This is a genomic window from Streptosporangium sp. G12, assembly GCF_052983175.1.
Genome location: NZ_JBRIQO010000005.1, coordinates 103831 through 119449 on the forward strand (window position 1 = coordinate 103831; position 15619 = coordinate 119449).

The window sequence follows — 15619 nt, forward strand, 5'->3', positions numbered from 1 at the left end:
GTTTCCCGCCCGCGCACCTCGTGCGCCGGAACCGCCTCCCGCCCGAGCCCCATACGCCGGAACGGTTCTCCCTCCGCGCCGCGCACCCTCCGCGCACCCTCCGCGCACCCTCCGCGCACCCTCCGCGCACCCTCCGCCACCTCCGTGAACCCGGGCCCGCCACCCGCGCCTCCCGAGGGCAGGCCGGGAGCATTGACAGAAACTTGTTGGAAACATAAACTCGGGCCCGTCTGGAAAGCGCTTTCCTAGCGCCCCGCCGGGAAGCGCCCGCCCTCTGAAAGGTGGTGATGCCATAACCGCGCACTGACCCGAGCCCTCCCTTTTCCCGAGTGCGGTGACCACTCCCGCCTCACCTCCCACGGCGCGCCGCGCGGCCTCACCCCACGGGCGGACCGGCCCGGCGAGACGACGACCGCCGCGCTGTGGGAACGCACCGCCTCCCGCGCGACCGGCGCACCGTCTCCTTACCGGAGACCGGGGCCGGCGCGCCGACGAGCCGCGCACCGCGGACATCCCGTACTCCTCTCCCGGCTTCACGCTGCCGCCTGACCGCACGCCGCCGCGACCGCGACCGCGCGCAGAGAGCAGAGAACACGTGTCCCCCAGACCCACCCCCCCTCCGCCACCACGGCCCCTTCCCTCGGAACCCATGGAGCCGCCGCGTCCCGCACCCGGAACCACCCCGCGCACGGCACTCATCCTCACGGCCGTCGCCCTCCTGATCTCCGCCCTGATCGGCCCCGCTGTGGCGGAGACCGGAACCGCGCGGTACGCGGACCCGGTCAACGCCCAGATCGGCTTCTCCACCGTCAACGCCCTCGGCCAGAACGGCACCACCGGCGGTGCCGGAGGCCCCACGGTCACCGCGGCCACGACCGCGCAGTTCCTCGACTACATCGCCCGCCCCGGGCCGTACGTCATCCAGGTCACCGGCCGGATCACCCTGCCCACCGGCTCCAGCGACGGCATGCACAACGTCACGTCGGACAAGACGATCATCGGGGTCGGCGCGAACGCCGCGCTGGTCGGCGGCGGGCTGAACATCGGCCTGCCGGTCAGCGACTCCGTCACCTCGCCGCCCGCGAACGCCGTGCACAACATCATCATCCGCAACATCGCGTTCTCCGGCGCCACCGACGACATGATCAACGTGCAGATGTTCAGCCACCACGTCTGGATCGACCACAACGACTTCTCCAACGGGGACGACGGCGCGGTCGACATCAAGCGCGGCTCGGACTTCGTGACCGTCTCCTGGAACAGGTTCCACGACCACGACAAGACGCTGCTGCTCTCCCACGACGAGGACGCGGGCCCGCAGGACATCGGCCGGCTGCGCGTCACCTACCACCACAACTTCTTCGACGCCTCCGACCAGCGGCACCCCCGGGTGCGCTTCGCGAACGTCGTGCACGTCTACAACAACTACTACCGGGACAACAGCTACGGCATCGCGTCCACCTACGACGCCGGGGTGCTGGTCGAGAACAACTACTTCTACAGCGTCAACAACCCCGGACGGGTGGAGTTCAGCGGGGACCTCGGGCGCCTGGTCGAGCGCGGCAACATCCTGGTCGACTGCAACCACGCCATCGAGACCCGGGGCACCGTGACCGAGCCGCGCACCTACTACTCCTACGGCGCGGATCCGGCCTCCGCGGTGCCGACCATCGTGCCCGCCGGTGCCGGCGTCGGGAAGATCTGAGGGAGACGACGATGAACGCCGAACACCGCCCCCGCCCCCGCCTCCGCTCGGCCGCCGCCGCGGCGCTCCTGGTCGCCGCGCTCGCCGGCGCGGGTGGCGCCGCGAGCGCCGGCGCGGGTGGCGCCGCGAGCGCCGACACCACCGCCTCGGGTACGGCCACCGCGAGGACGGGCTCCGTGACAGGGCAGGCGGCGGGGAAACTCGCCGCGGCCTGCACCGGCACGCCGACCGGCTTCGCCACCGTCAACGCCCTCGGCCAGAACGGCACCACCGGCGGTGCCGGAGGGCCCGTCGTCACCGTGACCACGGCCGCGGCCCTGAAGGACTACGTCGGCCGGCCCGGCCCGTACGTGATCCAGGTGTCCGGCCGCATCCAGGTGTCCGGCATGCTCACCGTGGTCGCGAACAAGAGCATCCTGGGCGTGGGCACGACCGCCGAGATCACCGGTGGCGGCCTCCAGCTCGGCTCGACGACCCGGCCGGGCAACAACGTGATCATCAGGAACATCCGGTTCACCGGCGCCGAGGACGACTCGATCAGCGTCACGAACAAGGCGCACCACGTGTGGATCGACCACAACGACCTCTCGGACGGCTACGACGGCCTGCTCGACATCAAGCGGGAGTCGGACTTCGTCACGGTCTCGTGGAACCACTTCCACCACCACAGCAAGTCGGCACTGCTGGGCCACTCGGACAGCTACACCGCCGACGTCGGGAAGCTGCGCGTCACCTACCACCACAACTTCTTCGACGGCACCGACCAGCGGCACCCCCGGGTGCGCTTCGCCGAACCGGTCCACGTCCTCAACAACTACTACCGCGACAACGCGCTCTACGGCGTCGCGTCCACGGAGAACGCCGGCGTGCTCGTCGAGGGCAACTACTTCGAGAACGTCGCCCACCCGATCTACGTGGGCTACGACAAGAGCGGTCCCGGCCGGGTGGTGGAGCGGAACAACCGCTACGTCGGCTCCGGCACCCCCCAGACGGCCGGCACCGTCGTCGAGCCGCGCACGTACTACCCGTACACCGTCGACGACCCCGCGACCGTCCCGGCGACCGTGTCCGCCGGCGCGGGTGTCGGGAAGATCGGCTGCTAGCTCCCTCCCCCGATCGCCGCCCGCCGGACTCCCCCCACCGGCGGGCGGCGGCCTCCTCTCCCGAAACTCCCCCGGAGCCTCCCCGGAACGCCCGTGAAGGCTTCTCCATCAGGAAGGCGACCACCATGCCCCAGATCACCGCCGATCACGCGACCCGGCGGGGTACGGCCCTCCGCGCCGCCACCGCCGCCGTCGCCACGGCCCTGCTGGCCACCGCCCTCTCCGTGACCCCGGCCGGCGCGGGTGCCGCGACCGGGACCGCCGCGGCGGTGGGCACCCCGGTCGGTTTCGCGTCGGTCAACGCCCTCGGCCAGAACGGCACCACCGGCGGCGCGGGCGGGCGGACCGTCACCGTGACCGACGCCGACGCGTTCCTGGAGTACATCGACAGCAAGGAGACGCTCGTCATCCGGGTGGCGGGCACCATCGCGATCACCAGCAAGCAGGGGGTCCGGCCGAACAAGACCATCATCGGGGTGGGCACCTCGGGTCACATCACCGGCGGCGGCCTGGACTTCTACCGGTCGTACAACGTGATCGTGCGCAACATCCGGTTCACCGAGGCCGAGGACGACGCGATCAACGTCGGCCAGCAGTCGCACCACATCTGGATCGACCACAACACCTTCTCCGGCGCGGTCGACGGCTCGATCGACGTGGTGCGCGGCGCCGACTACGTCACCGTGTCGTGGAACCACTTCGACCACTCCGACAAGAGCATGCTGATCAGCCACTCCGACGGCGCCGCGGGCACCGACATCGGCCACCTCAAGGTGACGATCCACCACAACTTCTTCGACAACAGCCGGCAGCGCCACCCGCGCATCCGCTTCGGCGAGCCGGTGCACGTCTTCAACAACTACTTCCTGGGCAACGAGCTGTACGGGGTGGCCTCGACGGAGAACGCCGGGGTGGTCGTGGAGGGCAACTACTTCCAGGACGTGCCCCACCCGCTCTTCTCCGCGAGCGGCTACGCCGACAGCGGCCCGGGACGGGCGGTGCAGCGCAACAACGTCTACGTGAACTCGGGAACCCCGGAGACCTCGGGCACCGTCGTCGAGCCGCGCACCTTCTACGCGTACACGGTCGACGCCCCCGCCGGTGTCCCGTCGGCGGTGCGCGCCGGCGCCGGCGTCGGCACGCAGTGGGGGACTCCCTGACCTTCCCCGGACGGGGCTTCCCCGGACGGGGCTTCCCCGGACAAGGTGCGGCGTACGACGGTCAGCGGGCGAGCGCGGCGACCAGGGCGTGCAGGTCGTCGACGACGTGGTCCGCCTCGGCGGCCCGGGGGCGCTCCGCGTGCAGGTGCCCCCAGGGTCCCCGGCGGATCAGGGCGGTCCGCATGCCCGCCGCCCGCGCGGGGAGCACGTCGTTGTCCAGCCGGTCGCCCACGTAGAGGATCTCGCCGGGCTCGCGTCCCGACACCGCGGCGACCCTGGCGAAGAACTCCGGGGCCGGCTTGGAGACGCCCCAGCCGTCGGAGGTGTGCACCGCGTCGACGGGCAGGTCCATCGCGACGAGCGCGTCGCGCGCCTGCGGCGGCTGGTTGCCCGCGATGATCAGCTCGTGGCCGAGGTCGCGCAGCGCCGCCAGGGCGGGCCGCACGTCCGGGTAGAGGTCGTCGGCGTCGAAGTTGACCCGTAGCCCGTCCGGATCGTCACGCTTCCACGCCTCCTGCTCGGCCTCGACGTCGAAGCCGGGCCGTAGCAGCCGGAAGGCGTCCTCGAACGACCTGTCGAGCGCGGCCATGCCGCCGAGCACGCCGAGCATGGTGAACCGGGTGACGCCCAGCCGGTCGGCCCAGCGCGACCAGATGCGCGTCTCGTCGATCAGCGTCTCGCCCACGTCGAACACCAGCGCCCGGACCACGGTGCCTCCCTTTCCGTTCAAGCTCACGATCGTAGCCCGGCCGACCGAGGCGACACCGGCCGGGACCACGGCGGAGCGAGCCCCTCACACAGGCGTGCCCGCATACCCGCATCGCTTCCACGCCTTCGCCGCGTCACCGCCGAGCTGATCCATAATCACGCGGCATACGCCCCACGTCCGGCCGGGCCGCCATGCGACACTTAGAGTGCTTGTTCGGACACGGAGGGATACAGGCCGATGGTGATGACAGCGTCTCAGCGATCCACCCAGCGCACCGCGCCCCAGCCACCCGCCCAGCACACCACTCCGGAGGACCGGCCACTCCCTCGGACCCCGAGGGAGATCTTCGAGTCCCTTCCCCCCATCCGCGGCCTTCGGGCCGAAGTCATCGACGGGAACCTGATCGTGAGTCCTTCCGCGACCCCCCGGCACGCGCGCATAGCCAGATGTCTCAGCAGGGCTCTGATCCCCGTGGAGGGCGAGAACGGCTGGGAAAGCTTCTCCGGCGACGTCGGCATCTGCGTCGAAGGCCCTCGTGACACCATCGTCCCCGACTACTGCCTGCTTCCCGTGAACGCGCCCCTCTGGGGAGACCGCGAGATCCTCTCCTCGGGGCTCGTCCTGGTGGCGGAGATCGTCTCACCCGGGAGCATGGAAATGGACCGCGCCACGAAGCCCCGGATCTACGCGGGCTGCGGCGTCCCGATCATGCTGATCGTCGATCCGGTCGCCTCTCCTCCGGCGGTCACGGTCCTCAGCGACCCCGAGGACGGCAGCTACCGGACCATGACCCACACCGAGATGGGCAAGCCGCTCCGGATCCCCTCCCCCGTCGACTTCGACCTCGACACCTCGATCTTCCTGTGATTACGGAGTTCAGAGCTTCTCCATCGCCTTGCGGATGCGCTTGTCGGAGATCGAGTACGGGGTGCCGAGGGTCTGGGCGAAGTAGCTGACCCTGAGCTCCTCGATCATCCAGCGGATCTGGCGGACGTCGTCGTCGGAGCGGCGGGCCGGGGGGAGCTTCTCGACCAGCTCGTGATAGTCGTCCTCGATGTCGTGCACCCTGTCCATCCGCTCCCCGTCGCGGAACGCGTCCTCGTGGACCTTCTCCAGCCGCCGTTCGGCCCCCTTCAGATAGCGGAGCAGGTCGGGCAGGCGTTTGTAGCCGGTCTCGGTGACGAAACCCGGGTAGACGAGGTTGGCCACCTGGTCGCGGATGTCCTCGATCGCGGGGGTTGAGCGGGACCCCGGCAGCAGGTTCGAGACGGTGTGCCAGACCTTGAGGATGCTCTCGACCCTGGCGACCACCTCGGCGGTGGTGTCGAACAGCTCGGCCCGGACCCTGTCGTGGAGCGCGGCGAAGGCCGATTCGTCCCAGACCGGACCGCCGTGCTCGGTCATGAGGTGGTCGGCGGCGCAGGCGATGCAGTCGTCGAACAGGGCGGTGGCCCCGGCGTGCGGGCTGCGGCTCAGGGCGAGCTTGGACTGGTTGCCGAGGCGGCCGAGCACCCACTTGGCCGGTGACGGTGTGTTGAGCAGCAGCAGCCTGCGGGTACCCTCCCACATCGCCCGGCGCTGCTCGGCCTCGGTCTCGAACATCCGTACGGCCACGGTGGCGCCCTCGTCGGCGAGCGCCGGGTAGGCCTTCATCCTGCGCTGCTCGAACGTCTTGGGCAGCGCGCCCACGGTCCATCCCGTCAGGCCGGTCTTCTCCAGGCCGTCGGCGGCCTTGGACAGGGTCTGGCGGAGCTTGGGAGCGAGCCGCCGTTTCAGCCCGGCCAGGTCCTTGCTCTCGGCCAGCTTCTGCTTGCGACCGTCGATCACCCGGAAGGTGATCTTGAGGTGGTCGGGGACCAGGTCGGGCTGCCAGGCCTCGCGCGGCACCTGGACGCCGGTCAGGTTCAGCAGCTCGCGTTCCAGCACCGCGAGCAGCGGCTCCTGGGTGGGTTCGGCCCGTTCCAGGGCCTTCTTGGCGTAGTTGGGAGCGGGGACGAAGTTACGCCGGATCTGCTTGGGCAGGCTCCGGATGAGCGCGGTGAGCAGTTCCTCGCGCAGCCCGGGGATCTGCCAGTCGAAGCCCTCGACGTTGACCTGGTTGAGCAGCGCGAGCGGGATGTGCGCGGTGACGCCGTCGGCGTCGGTGCCGGGCTCGAACTGGTACGTCAGGGGGAAGCGCAGGCCGCCCTGGCGCCACACGTCGGGGTAGTCGCGCTGGCTGACGTCACCCGCCGTCTCGCTGATCAGCATCGACTTCTCGAAGCTGAGCAGGTCGGGCTGGTCGGCCCTGGCCTTCTTCCACCAGGAGTCGAAGTGGCGCCCGGAGACGACGTCGGCGGGGACGCGCTGGTCGTAGAAGTCGAACAGCGTCTCGTCGTCGACGAGGATGTCGCGGCGCCGGGCCCGCTCCTCCAGCTCCTCGACCTCTTCGAGCAGCTTGCGGTTCTCCCTGAAGAAGGCGTGGTGGGTCTCCCAGTCACCCTCGACCAGGGCGTGCCGGATGAACAGCTCCCGGCTCAGCTCGGGGTCGATGCGACCGTAGTTGACCTTGCGCTGGACCACGATCGGGACGCCGTACAGGGTGACCTTCTCGTAGGCCATCACCGAGCCCTGCTTCTTCTCCCAGTGCGGCTCGGAGTAGGTGCGCTTGATCAGGTGCTGGGCGAGCGGCTCGACCCACTCGGGTTCGATTTTGGCGTTGACCCGGGCCCAGAGCCGGGAGGTCTCCACCAGCTCGGCGGACATCACCCAGAGCGGCTGCTTCTTGGCGAGCGCGGAGCCCGGGAAGATCGCGAACCGGGCGTTGCGGGCGCCGACGTACTCCGTCATGGGCCTGCGCGGCTCGTTCGGGGGACGGCGGCCGCCACCGGCGTCGGCGGTCTTCTTGTCGATGTCCTTGACGCCTACGTGGGACAGCAGGCCCGACAGCAGGGAGACGTGGATCTTCTGCTCGTCACCGGGGGTGCCGTTGAGGGTGACACCCAGGCTCTTCGACATCTGGCGGAGCTGGCTGTAGACGTCCTGCCACTCGCGGACGCGCAGGTAGTTGAGGAACTCGGCCTTGCACAATCGCCGGAACGCGCTGGACGACAGCTCCTTCTGCTGCTCCTGCAGGTATTCCCACAGGTTCAGGTACGAGACGAAGTCGGACTCCTTGTCCGCGAAGCGGCGGTGCTTCTCGTCGGCGGCCTGCTGCTTGTCGGCCGGTCGCTCGCGCGGGTCCTGGATCGACAGGGCGGAGGCGATGACCATGACCTCGCGTACGCAGCCGTTGTGGTCGGCCTCCAGCACCATGCGGGCCAGGCGCGGGTCGACCGGGAGCCCGGCCAGCTTGCGGCCGAGCGGGGTCATCTGCCTGGCCTGGTCGAAGGCGCCCAGTTCGAGCAGCAGGTCGTAGCCGTCCCTGACCTGGCGCTGGTCGGGCGGCTCGACGAACGGGAAGGCCCCGATGTCGCCCAGGCCGATCGAGGTCATCTGCAGGATGACCGAGGCGAGGTTGGTGCGCAGGATCTCCGGGTCGGTGAACTCCGGCCGGGTGACGAAGTCGTCCTCCTCGTACAGCCGGATGCAGATGCCCTCGGAGACACGGCCGCAGCGGCCCTTGCGCTGGTTGGCCGAGGCCTGGGAGATCGCCTCGATGGGCAGGCGCTGGACCTTGGTCCGGTGGCTGTAGCGGGAGATCCTGGCGAAGCCGGGGTCGACCACGTACTTGATGCCCGGCACGGTCAGCGAGGTCTCGGCCACGTTGGTGGCCAGCACGACCCGGCGGTTGGTGTGCCGCTGGAAGACCCGGTGCTGCTCGGCGGCGGACAGCCTGGCGTACAGCGGCAGGATCTCGGCGTCCTTGCGCTTCGACAGCGCCTCGGCGGTGTCGCGGATCTCCCGTTCGCCGCTGAGGAAGACCAGGATGTCGCCGGGTCCCTCCGCGCACAGCTCGTCGACGGCGTTGCCGATCGCCTGGATCTGGTCGTCGTCCTCGGCGATCGGCCGGTAACGCACCTCGACGGGGTAGGTCCGGCCGGAGACCTCCACGATCGGCGCGTCGCCGAAGTGCTTGGAGAAGCGCTCGGGGTCGATGGTCGCCGAGGTGATGATCACCTTCAGGTCGGGGCGGCGCGGGAGGAGCTGCTTGAGATAGCCGAGGATGAAGTCGATGTTGAGGCTGCGCTCGTGCGCCTCGTCGACGATCAGCGTGTCGTACTGGTCGAGGTCGCGGTCGTTCTGCAACTCGGCCAGCAGGATGCCGTCCGTCATGACCTTGACGAGGGTGCCGTCGCTCACCTGGTCGGTGAAGCGCACCTTGTAGCCCACGGCGTCGCCGAGCGGGGTGTCGAGTTCCTCGGCGACGCGCTCGGCCACGGTACGGGCGGCGATGCGGCGGGGCTGGGTGTGCCCGATCAGGCCCTTGACGCCCCGGCCCAGCTCAAGGCAGATCTTCGGCAGCTGGGTGGTCTTGCCGGAACCGGTCTCTCCGGCGACGATCACGACCTGGTTGTCGCGGATCGCCTCCAGGATGTCGTCCCTGCGCTGGCTGACCGGCAGCGCCTCCGGATAGGTGATCGCGGGGACACCGGCGCGGCGCTGGGCGACCCGTCGCTCGGCCCGCTCGATGTCGGAGGTGATCTCCGCGGCGATCTTCTGCTGCGCGGCACGGTTTCTGACCCTGCGGGCCCCGTCGAGCCTGCGGCGAAGTCGCCGCTGGTCACGCAGCGTGAGCTCGGGCAGGCGTGCGTGCAGGTCGGAGAGAGGCGATGTCAAAGGAGGCGTTCCCATACTGAACCCAGGATACTTTCGGCCCACGTGTGCAGGCCCACCCGTCGCCGCGAGGGCGCGTGTGAGGCTCCACACCTGAAGGCCCCTGTGCGAAGGCCCGACCGACCATGCTGCCCGAGCCGCCGCTCCACCGCATCTCAATAAAAGGAGGCGGCCCCTTACAGGGAGACGGCCCCGCCCCCCGGGGCCGGGGTGACGGGGCCGTCGTGTTCGGGACCCACCCGGGCCCCGCTGGAGCGGGACCCGGGATCAGCGGGCTACGGGAGCGCCGGGTAGGCGTTCTGGAGCAGCTGGCGGAACTGGGCGGAGAACCACTGGCCGGAGATCGGCGCGTCGGCCAGGGCACCGCTCTTGTTGTGGCCGTTGCGCTCGTTGCCCTCGTAGGCCGGGTCGCACATCTCGTCGAAGCCCTTGCCCTCGTTGTTCGGGATCGGCTTGCTGGAGCCGTCGGACTCGCCCGGGGGCTTGATCCAGACGTAGGCGTCCAGACCGGTGGCGGGGTTGGCACGCGGGCGCTCGCCCAGTCCGGCACCGCTCTGGTTGCACCAGTTGCCGGCGTGGTACCTGCGGTCGACGCGCGACTGGTCGACGAAGGTGTTCAGGTCCGTCGAGGTGCTGGGAGCGGCCGGGCGGGCCGCGCCTCCCCAGCCGTTGCGGGAGGTGTCGACCAGCATGCCGATGTTGGACTTGAAGCCCTTCTGGATCAGCGTGTTCCTGAAGGCCTGGGCGAAGGAGAGCTCGTCGACGTAGAAGTTCCAGTCGACCCATTCGGACTGGCGGATGTTCTGGTTGTTGACGGTGGTGTTGATGGTGAAGTGCGGCTCGCGCAGCGGCGAGTAGTTGGCGGTGTTGGTGATGAAGCCGTCCACGCTGTCGAAGCCCGCGGCGGTGCCGGCGACGGTGCTCGCGAACAGGTCGGCGGACGGACCGAAGTTAGAGTCCCAGCCGAGCCAGCCGTGGTGCCCGGCGTCGATGTAGGTGTAGACGTTCTTGATCGCGTGCAGCTTGTCCAGGGCGTAGCGGACGCCGTTGACGTAGGCGCCGCTGTCCTTGGCCTCCTGGCACTTCGCCAGGTTGAGGTTGGTGACCAGGTTCGGCAGCGAGTCGATCTCGATGATCGTCGAGATCCGCAGGCCGGCGTACTTCGACTCGCCCATGATCGCGGCGATCGGGTCGATGTACTCGGTCTTGTAGCGGTTCAGGCCGTTCTCGGCGATGAGCAGCTCACCGTTGGAGGAGAGCGCCGAGCAGTCGCGGTTGGGCAGGTTGTAGATGACGACCTGGATCGTCAGCGGCCTGCTGCCGTTGGCGGCGTCCTGCACCAGGGCCTCGTCCAGGTGGGCGCGCAGGCCCCTGGCCGAGGAGGAGCCCGCGATGGCGGCGATGCGGTCCAGCCACACGCCGGTGGAGATGTCGGCGATCGCGTCGCCACCGGGCTCGGCGGCGGCCTTGGTCGACCAGTCGGGGTTCACGTAGCCGTCGGCTCCGTCGTACGGGTTGTCGACGTGCGTGATCGGCGGCGTGTCGCCGTCGTCGTCGGCCTCGGTCACCGCGACGGAGGCACCGGTGTGGCCGGTGGCGGCGGCCGCGACGGTGGCGGTGCCGTTCGCCTCGTCGGCGTCCTGGGCCGCCGAGACCGTCACGTTCTGCGCCGTGTTCCAGTTGGCGGCGGTGAAGGCCAGCGTGGAGGGCGAGATGGTGAGGTCCGCGTCACCCGTCTTGGTCAGGTTGACCGTGACGTTGCCGCTCGGCGCCTGGCTGAGCCTGAAGCCGGCCGTCCTGGAGGCGCCCTCGGGAACGCTGAGGGAGGTCGGGGAGGCGACGATCGACGGCGTCGGGGCGCCGCCCACGGTGAAGGGAACCGCGGCGGTCTGGGTGGACAGCGCCGGGGAGGCGTTGTCGAAGGCCTTGGCGCTGGCCGTGTGGGAGCCGGACGACAGGCCGGTGGCGGAGTAGGAGTAGGGGGCGCTGGTGTCGGTGTTCACCAGCGCGCCGTCGACGTAGAACTCCACCTTGCTGACGGAGCCGTCGTCGCTCGCGGTCGCCGCGAGCGGCACCGCGGCGCCGGCCTGGTGGGAGGAGCCGGAGGCGGGGCTGGTCAGGCTGACCGTGGGGGGCTGGTTGACCGGGTTCTGCCCGCCGCAGGTGACGCCGTTGACCGTGAAGGCGGCGGGCTTGGGGTTGCTCCCGTTCCACGACCCGTTGAAGCCGATGCTGGTGGAGGCGCCGGTGGCGAGGGCGCCGTTCCAGGCGAGGTTCTTCGCGGTGACCTGGGTGCCCGACTGGGCCCAGGTCGCCGACCAGCCCTGCTGGACGGTCTGCCCGGCGGTGAAGGCGAAGCCCAGGGTCCAGTTGGTAAGCGGGTCACCGAGGTTCTTGAGGGTGACGCTGGCGGTGAATCCGCCCTGCCAGTCAGTGGTGGTGTAGGCGACGTCGCAGGCGACTGCGGCGTGCGCCGTGGCGGCTTGCCCGGTGGCGAGGCCGGCGGCGGCCACGAGCATGGCCGCCGTGGCCGCAAACCGGTTGCGCCAGGCTTGGCGGCGCGGATTGACTGTCATTCGTGATCATCTCCAGGGGGATGGTGGGAGCGCTCCCATGTTCCGGATGTTTCACGGATGTGTACAGCTTGTTGCACGTCGGAGGCCCTCGAATAGGGCCGTCCCAGCCTCTGACCTCACCGAACAGATTTCTAGCGCGATGAAAGTTTCATACTCCTCTCCGGAGCCTCTCCCGGGCGGTGCGCGACGGCCGCCGCCGAACCCTCCGGCGGACGCCGGAGACCCCCGAGACTCCCCGGCCCCCGCCGGGCGCTCTCCGCCGTTCCCGATCCCCGCCGTTCCCCGCCGTTCCCGTTCCCGATCCCCGCCGCTCGCCCGTGGCATACGCCGACCTCCCCGGGCCGCCTGCGTGAAGCGCGCACCCGGGTGGGGCCGCCGCTACCCCACGGCCGCCATGGCGGCGCCCACGATGCCCGCCTCGTTCTGAAGACCCGCCGGGACGATCGGGGTGCGCAGCTTGATGTGGGGCAGGAACCTGTCGGCCTTCTTGCTGACCCCACCCCCGATGATGAACAGCGACGGGGAGAACAGCGCCTCGACGTGTTCCAGATACTCCTGCACCTTCTCGGCCCACTCGTCCCAGTCGAGGTCGTGCGCCTCGCGGGCCTGGTCGGAGGCGCGCTTCTCGGCCTCCTTGCCCCTGATCTCCAGGTGGCCGAGCTCGGTGTTGGGCACCAGGCGGCCGTCGATGAGCAGGGCGCTGCCGATCCCGGTGCCGAAGGTCAGCAGCATCACCACGCCCGTTCTGCCCTTGGCGGCGCCCGCCGCCACCTCGGCCAGGCCGGCCGCGTCGGCGTCGTTCAGCACGGCCGTCGGCAGCCCCGTCGCCTTGGTGAACAGCTGCCGCGCGTCCGTGCCGATCCAGTCCTTGTCCACGTTGGCGGCCGACCTGGCGACCCCGTCGACCACGATCCCCGGAAAGGTCACCCCTATCGGCCCGTCCCAGGCGAAGTGCTCGACGATCTCCGCCACCACCGCGGCCACGGCTTCGGGCTTGGCGGGGTCCGGAGTGGGGATGCGCAGCCGCTCTCGCGTCAGCCGCCCCTTCGCGACGTCCACCGGCGCGCCCTTGATCCCCGACCCGCCGATGTCGATTCCCAGCGCTTCCATGTACCTACCTCCTGTTGACTCCCCCTTCCCCCCGATAGGTGGCTGATACTCGTTTGCAGTGAGCGGTCAACCCGGCTGAAAGCGGTCCGTCACACACTGTGGGCACAACAGCCGGAAAGGAACCCCTCCCATGACGATCAGTCGCCTCCTCACAGGACTCGCCCTCGCCACCGCCCTCGTCTCCATCGCCCCGGCGACCGCCCAGGCGGCGACCGCGCAGGCCCCGACCGGACCGGCTGCCACCGGCACGACGGCGGCGCAGGGCGCCGGTCCGTGGGGCACCTACTACGCCCCCGGCAGGAGGGCGAAGGCGAACGGCTCGCTGACCGTCTCCGGCGAGGACCACGCGGTCATCCCCGCCGCCGAGAGAGGCAGGATCTCCGGCAAGGTCTACGACCTGACGAGGGGTTCCTCCTGCGGCTGGGCGGTCTTCCGCCTCACCTACCGGACCGCCGACGGCAAGAACCTGCCGTTCAAGCACCGCAGCATCGTCGACTGCTCGTACGGCACCCCGAAGCCGTTCACGTTCACCCAGCGCGACCTCTACCAGGTCGAGCTCAAGGTCTGCTCCGAGGCCAAGGCCGCCAAGCCCTCCCTGAACTGCCTGTACGCGGGCAGCTGGAAGGTCCTCTACGTCTCGAAGTGAGCGGCGGGCGGGTCGCCCCGCCCGTCCGGCACGGCCACCGGGCCGCCGCCCCGACGCGGAGCGTCAGCTCGTCGGGGCGGCGGCCCGGCGCCTGCGGCGCACCATGAGGCCGAGGGCGGTGACGGGCACGACCACCCCGGCCACCAGCCCCACCAGGGGCAGGTGGTTCTCGTCGGGCTCGACGGAGAAGCCCTGGCCCGCCGCCGGGAAGGTGAAGGTGGCGGAGACCGCCCGTTTCACCATGCCGCTCGCCAGGGTGACCCTGCCCCTCCACGGGCCTTCGGGCATGCGCCGGTCCATGGTCACGGTCACCGGAGCGACGACGCCGGGAAGCAGCGTGACCCCCAGGTCGGCGGGGAAAGGCCCGGCCTGCAGGCCGCCGGGGCCGTCCGTCAGCGACAGCGCCCCGTTCATGTCCAGGGTGCGCCCTCCGGTGTTACGGATCAGTGTCAGCAGTTGCGGGTTGCCGTCCGCGGTGCGCTTGGGCGTCAGTTCCTCGATGCGGAAGTCCGACGGCGGCTCCCCGCCCGGCCCGACATCGAGGTAGACGCGGATCCCGACCCGGTTGACGACGCGCACGGGGTGGGAGTCGTTGGCTTCGGCGGCGACCTCCGCCCAGACCACGGCGAACCGCTCGCCACGCGAGGCGACGAGCGGCACCTTGATCGTTACCTGGGCGGTCGCCGTGCCCCCCGGCGGCAGGTCGACCGAGTCGCGGTCGAGCGAGATCCAGCTCACCAGCTCGTTCCTGGGGCGCCCCGCCGGTGCGTGGAAACCGTTCCGCACGACGTCGGCCGCGGCCGGATACAGGCTGACGTGCTGCGGTCTCCTGGACGTGTTGGAGATCTCCACCTTCCGCCGGATGGTGGTGCCCGGATGGAGATGGTCGACGATGTAGGAGAGCGCGCGAGGATCGCCGCGGCGGCTGACCGGTGCCTCGAGAAGGCGGATGCCGATCGTGCCCCGGGGGTCGGCGGCGACCAGGCTCTCGCCGGCCGACACACCGGCCGACACGCCGGTCACGCTGGAACACAGCGCGACCAGCAGCGTCAGCGTGAAGGGTCCAGCGATCCGGCTATGCCACCTGATGTGTCACCGTCCCGGTGTAGTCGCCGACCTGAGCCGTGATGGGAATGTTGACGATCAGCGTGGGGTTCCACGTCGCCGTGCTGCCTCCCGTGCCTCCCGTGTGGGCCATGGCCGGGATGGCGGTCAGCGTCGTGCCCGTCAGGGGGACCGCGTCGTCCACCGTGAGCTGTCCCGGAACGAAGGTGCCGCCGCCGGTGGTGGCGGTCTCCGACCCGGACCAGTACTCCACGGAGGCGAAGGGAATCGTCAGCGCGGCGTCGGTGAAGTCCGTCGCGAACACCGTCGCGGTCCAGGCCGAGTCGGCCCCACCGCGGGTGTCGGAGACCGACACGGGACCGATCTCCCCGGTGAGCGTGCCACCGGGGGGAGCGGAGCCGAGGTCGATCGGGCCGGCGGGCGCGGCGATGTCCAGGCTTCCCGCCTCCACCGAGAACGTGACGATGGTGTTGGCGGTGGGGTCGGCCACCGCCGGTGCCGCCAGGATGACCATCAAAGCGCCCACGCCCGCCGAGGTGAGCGCGGCAAATCTCTTACGCAAGATCTCTTCCTTCCGAATGACGAGGCATGTCTTCGGGGGGCGGCAAGCGATGGATCTTCCATACTTGTCGCGATAACTTTAAGAGATCAACAACTACTCAGCGTAACGAAAACGGCAAACGGGAGGTCCCAAGATGTTCCGGCGCGAGCCAAAGCGCCGAACCTCGGCGAAAGGGGCGCATGGTGGCCCGCCGGCGAATCCGCGGAGGGTACAGACCGGTCGCGTGAG

Annotated in this window: 11 protein-coding genes; 5 read left to right on the forward strand and 6 right to left on the reverse strand. The window is 70.0% G+C overall.

Going from position 1 to position 15619, the window contains the following annotated elements; genetic code table 11:
• Window positions 1-649 precede the first annotated feature (649 nt).
• The 3 genes from ACVCAG_RS09570 (at window position 650) to ACVCAG_RS09580 (ending at window position 3968) form a co-directional block, all read left to right on the forward strand.
• The gene (locus ACVCAG_RS09570; protein WP_440087679.1) at window positions 650-1705 is read left to right on the forward strand and encodes a pectate lyase family protein; all 1056 of its coding nucleotides are present in this window, start codon (window positions 650-652) and stop codon (window positions 1703-1705) included.
• 11 nt (window positions 1706-1716) lie between these two features.
• Window positions 1717-2808: a pectate lyase family protein gene (locus ACVCAG_RS09575; RefSeq protein ID WP_447189744.1), complete on the forward strand. Its 1092-nt coding sequence runs from the start codon at window positions 1717-1719 to the stop codon at window positions 2806-2808.
• Window positions 2809-2933: 125 nt separating this feature from the next.
• Entirely contained in the window at window positions 2934-3968 is a 1035-nt protein-coding gene (locus ACVCAG_RS09580) for a pectate lyase family protein (protein ID WP_440087681.1), read from the forward strand.
• Window positions 3969-4029: 61 nt separating this feature from the next.
• Here ACVCAG_RS09580 and ACVCAG_RS09585 read toward each other — a convergent pair whose 3' ends face one another.
• Window positions 4030-4677, reverse strand: coding sequence for an HAD-IA family hydrolase (locus ACVCAG_RS09585; RefSeq protein ID WP_440087704.1), 648 nt, complete (start codon window positions 4675-4677; stop codon window positions 4030-4032).
• 243 nt (window positions 4678-4920) lie between these two features.
• On the opposite strand from ACVCAG_RS09585, the gene ACVCAG_RS09590 reads away from it, so the two are divergent.
• Window positions 4921-5544 carry a Uma2 family endonuclease gene (locus ACVCAG_RS09590; RefSeq protein WP_447189745.1) on the forward strand — a complete coding sequence of 208 codons (624 nt, stop codon included), beginning with the start codon at window positions 4921-4923 and terminating at the stop codon, window positions 5542-5544.
• Window positions 5545-5553: 9 nt separating this feature from the next.
• Here the strand turns inward: ACVCAG_RS09590 and hrpA are convergent, their stop codons facing one another.
• The 3 genes from hrpA to ppgK form a co-directional block, all read right to left on the reverse strand.
• Window positions 5554-9450, reverse strand: coding sequence for an ATP-dependent RNA helicase HrpA (hrpA, locus tag ACVCAG_RS09595; protein ID WP_440087683.1), 3897 nt, complete (start codon window positions 9448-9450; stop codon window positions 5554-5556).
• 257 nt (window positions 9451-9707) lie between these two features.
• Window positions 9708-12008, reverse strand: coding sequence for a glycoside hydrolase family 6 protein (locus ACVCAG_RS09600; RefSeq protein ID WP_440087684.1), 2301 nt, complete (start codon window positions 12006-12008; stop codon window positions 9708-9710).
• Between the two features lie 378 nt (window positions 12009-12386).
• Window positions 12387-13118 (reverse strand): polyphosphate--glucose phosphotransferase, encoded by a 732-nt coding sequence (gene ppgK, locus ACVCAG_RS09605; protein ID WP_440087685.1) that lies wholly within the window; start codon window positions 13116-13118, stop codon window positions 12387-12389.
• Window positions 13119-13248: 130 nt separating this feature from the next.
• Here ppgK and ACVCAG_RS09610 point away from each other — a divergent pair, with 130 nt between their 5' ends.
• Window positions 13249-13764, forward strand: a complete 516-nt coding sequence (locus ACVCAG_RS09610; RefSeq protein ID WP_440087686.1) for a hypothetical protein — start codon at window positions 13249-13251, stop codon at window positions 13762-13764.
• Between the two features lie 63 nt (window positions 13765-13827).
• Here the strand turns inward: ACVCAG_RS09610 and ACVCAG_RS09615 are convergent, their stop codons facing one another.
• On the reverse strand, window positions 13828-14778 hold the full coding sequence (locus tag ACVCAG_RS09615; RefSeq protein WP_440087687.1) for a hypothetical protein: 951 nt from the start codon (window positions 14776-14778) through the stop codon (window positions 13828-13830).
• A 61-nt stretch (window positions 14779-14839) separates the two neighbouring features.
• Window positions 14840-15391: a hypothetical protein gene (locus tag ACVCAG_RS09620; protein WP_440087688.1), complete on the reverse strand. Its 552-nt coding sequence runs from the start codon at window positions 15389-15391 to the stop codon at window positions 14840-14842.
• Between the last annotated feature and the right edge of the window lie 228 nt (window positions 15392-15619).

Bases quoted from the DNA above. Each gene is read 5' to 3' on its own strand.
- ppgK (WP_440087685.1), bottom strand. From the start codon at position 13,118: ATGGAAGCGCTGGGAATCGACATCGGCGGGTCGGGGATCAAGGGCGCG.
- ACVCAG_RS09600 (WP_440087684.1), bottom strand. From the start codon at position 12,008: ATGACAGTCAATCCGCGCCGCCAAGCCTGGCGCAACCGGTTTGCGGCC.
- ACVCAG_RS09590 (WP_447189745.1), top strand. From the start codon at position 4,921: ATGACAGCGTCTCAGCGATCCACCCAGCGCACCGCGCCCCAGCCACCC.
- ACVCAG_RS09580 (WP_440087681.1), top strand. From the start codon at position 2,934: ATGCCCCAGATCACCGCCGATCACGCGACCCGGCGGGGTACGGCCCTC.
- ACVCAG_RS09610 (WP_440087686.1), top strand. From the start codon at position 13,249: ATGACGATCAGTCGCCTCCTCACAGGACTCGCCCTCGCCACCGCCCTC.
- ACVCAG_RS09570 (WP_440087679.1), top strand. From the start codon at position 650: ATGGAGCCGCCGCGTCCCGCACCCGGAACCACCCCGCGCACGGCACTC.
- hrpA (WP_440087683.1), bottom strand. From the start codon at position 9,450: ATGGGAACGCCTCCTTTGACATCGCCTCTCTCCGACCTGCACGCACGC.
- ACVCAG_RS09575 (WP_447189744.1), top strand. From the start codon at position 1,717: ATGAACGCCGAACACCGCCCCCGCCCCCGCCTCCGCTCGGCCGCCGCC.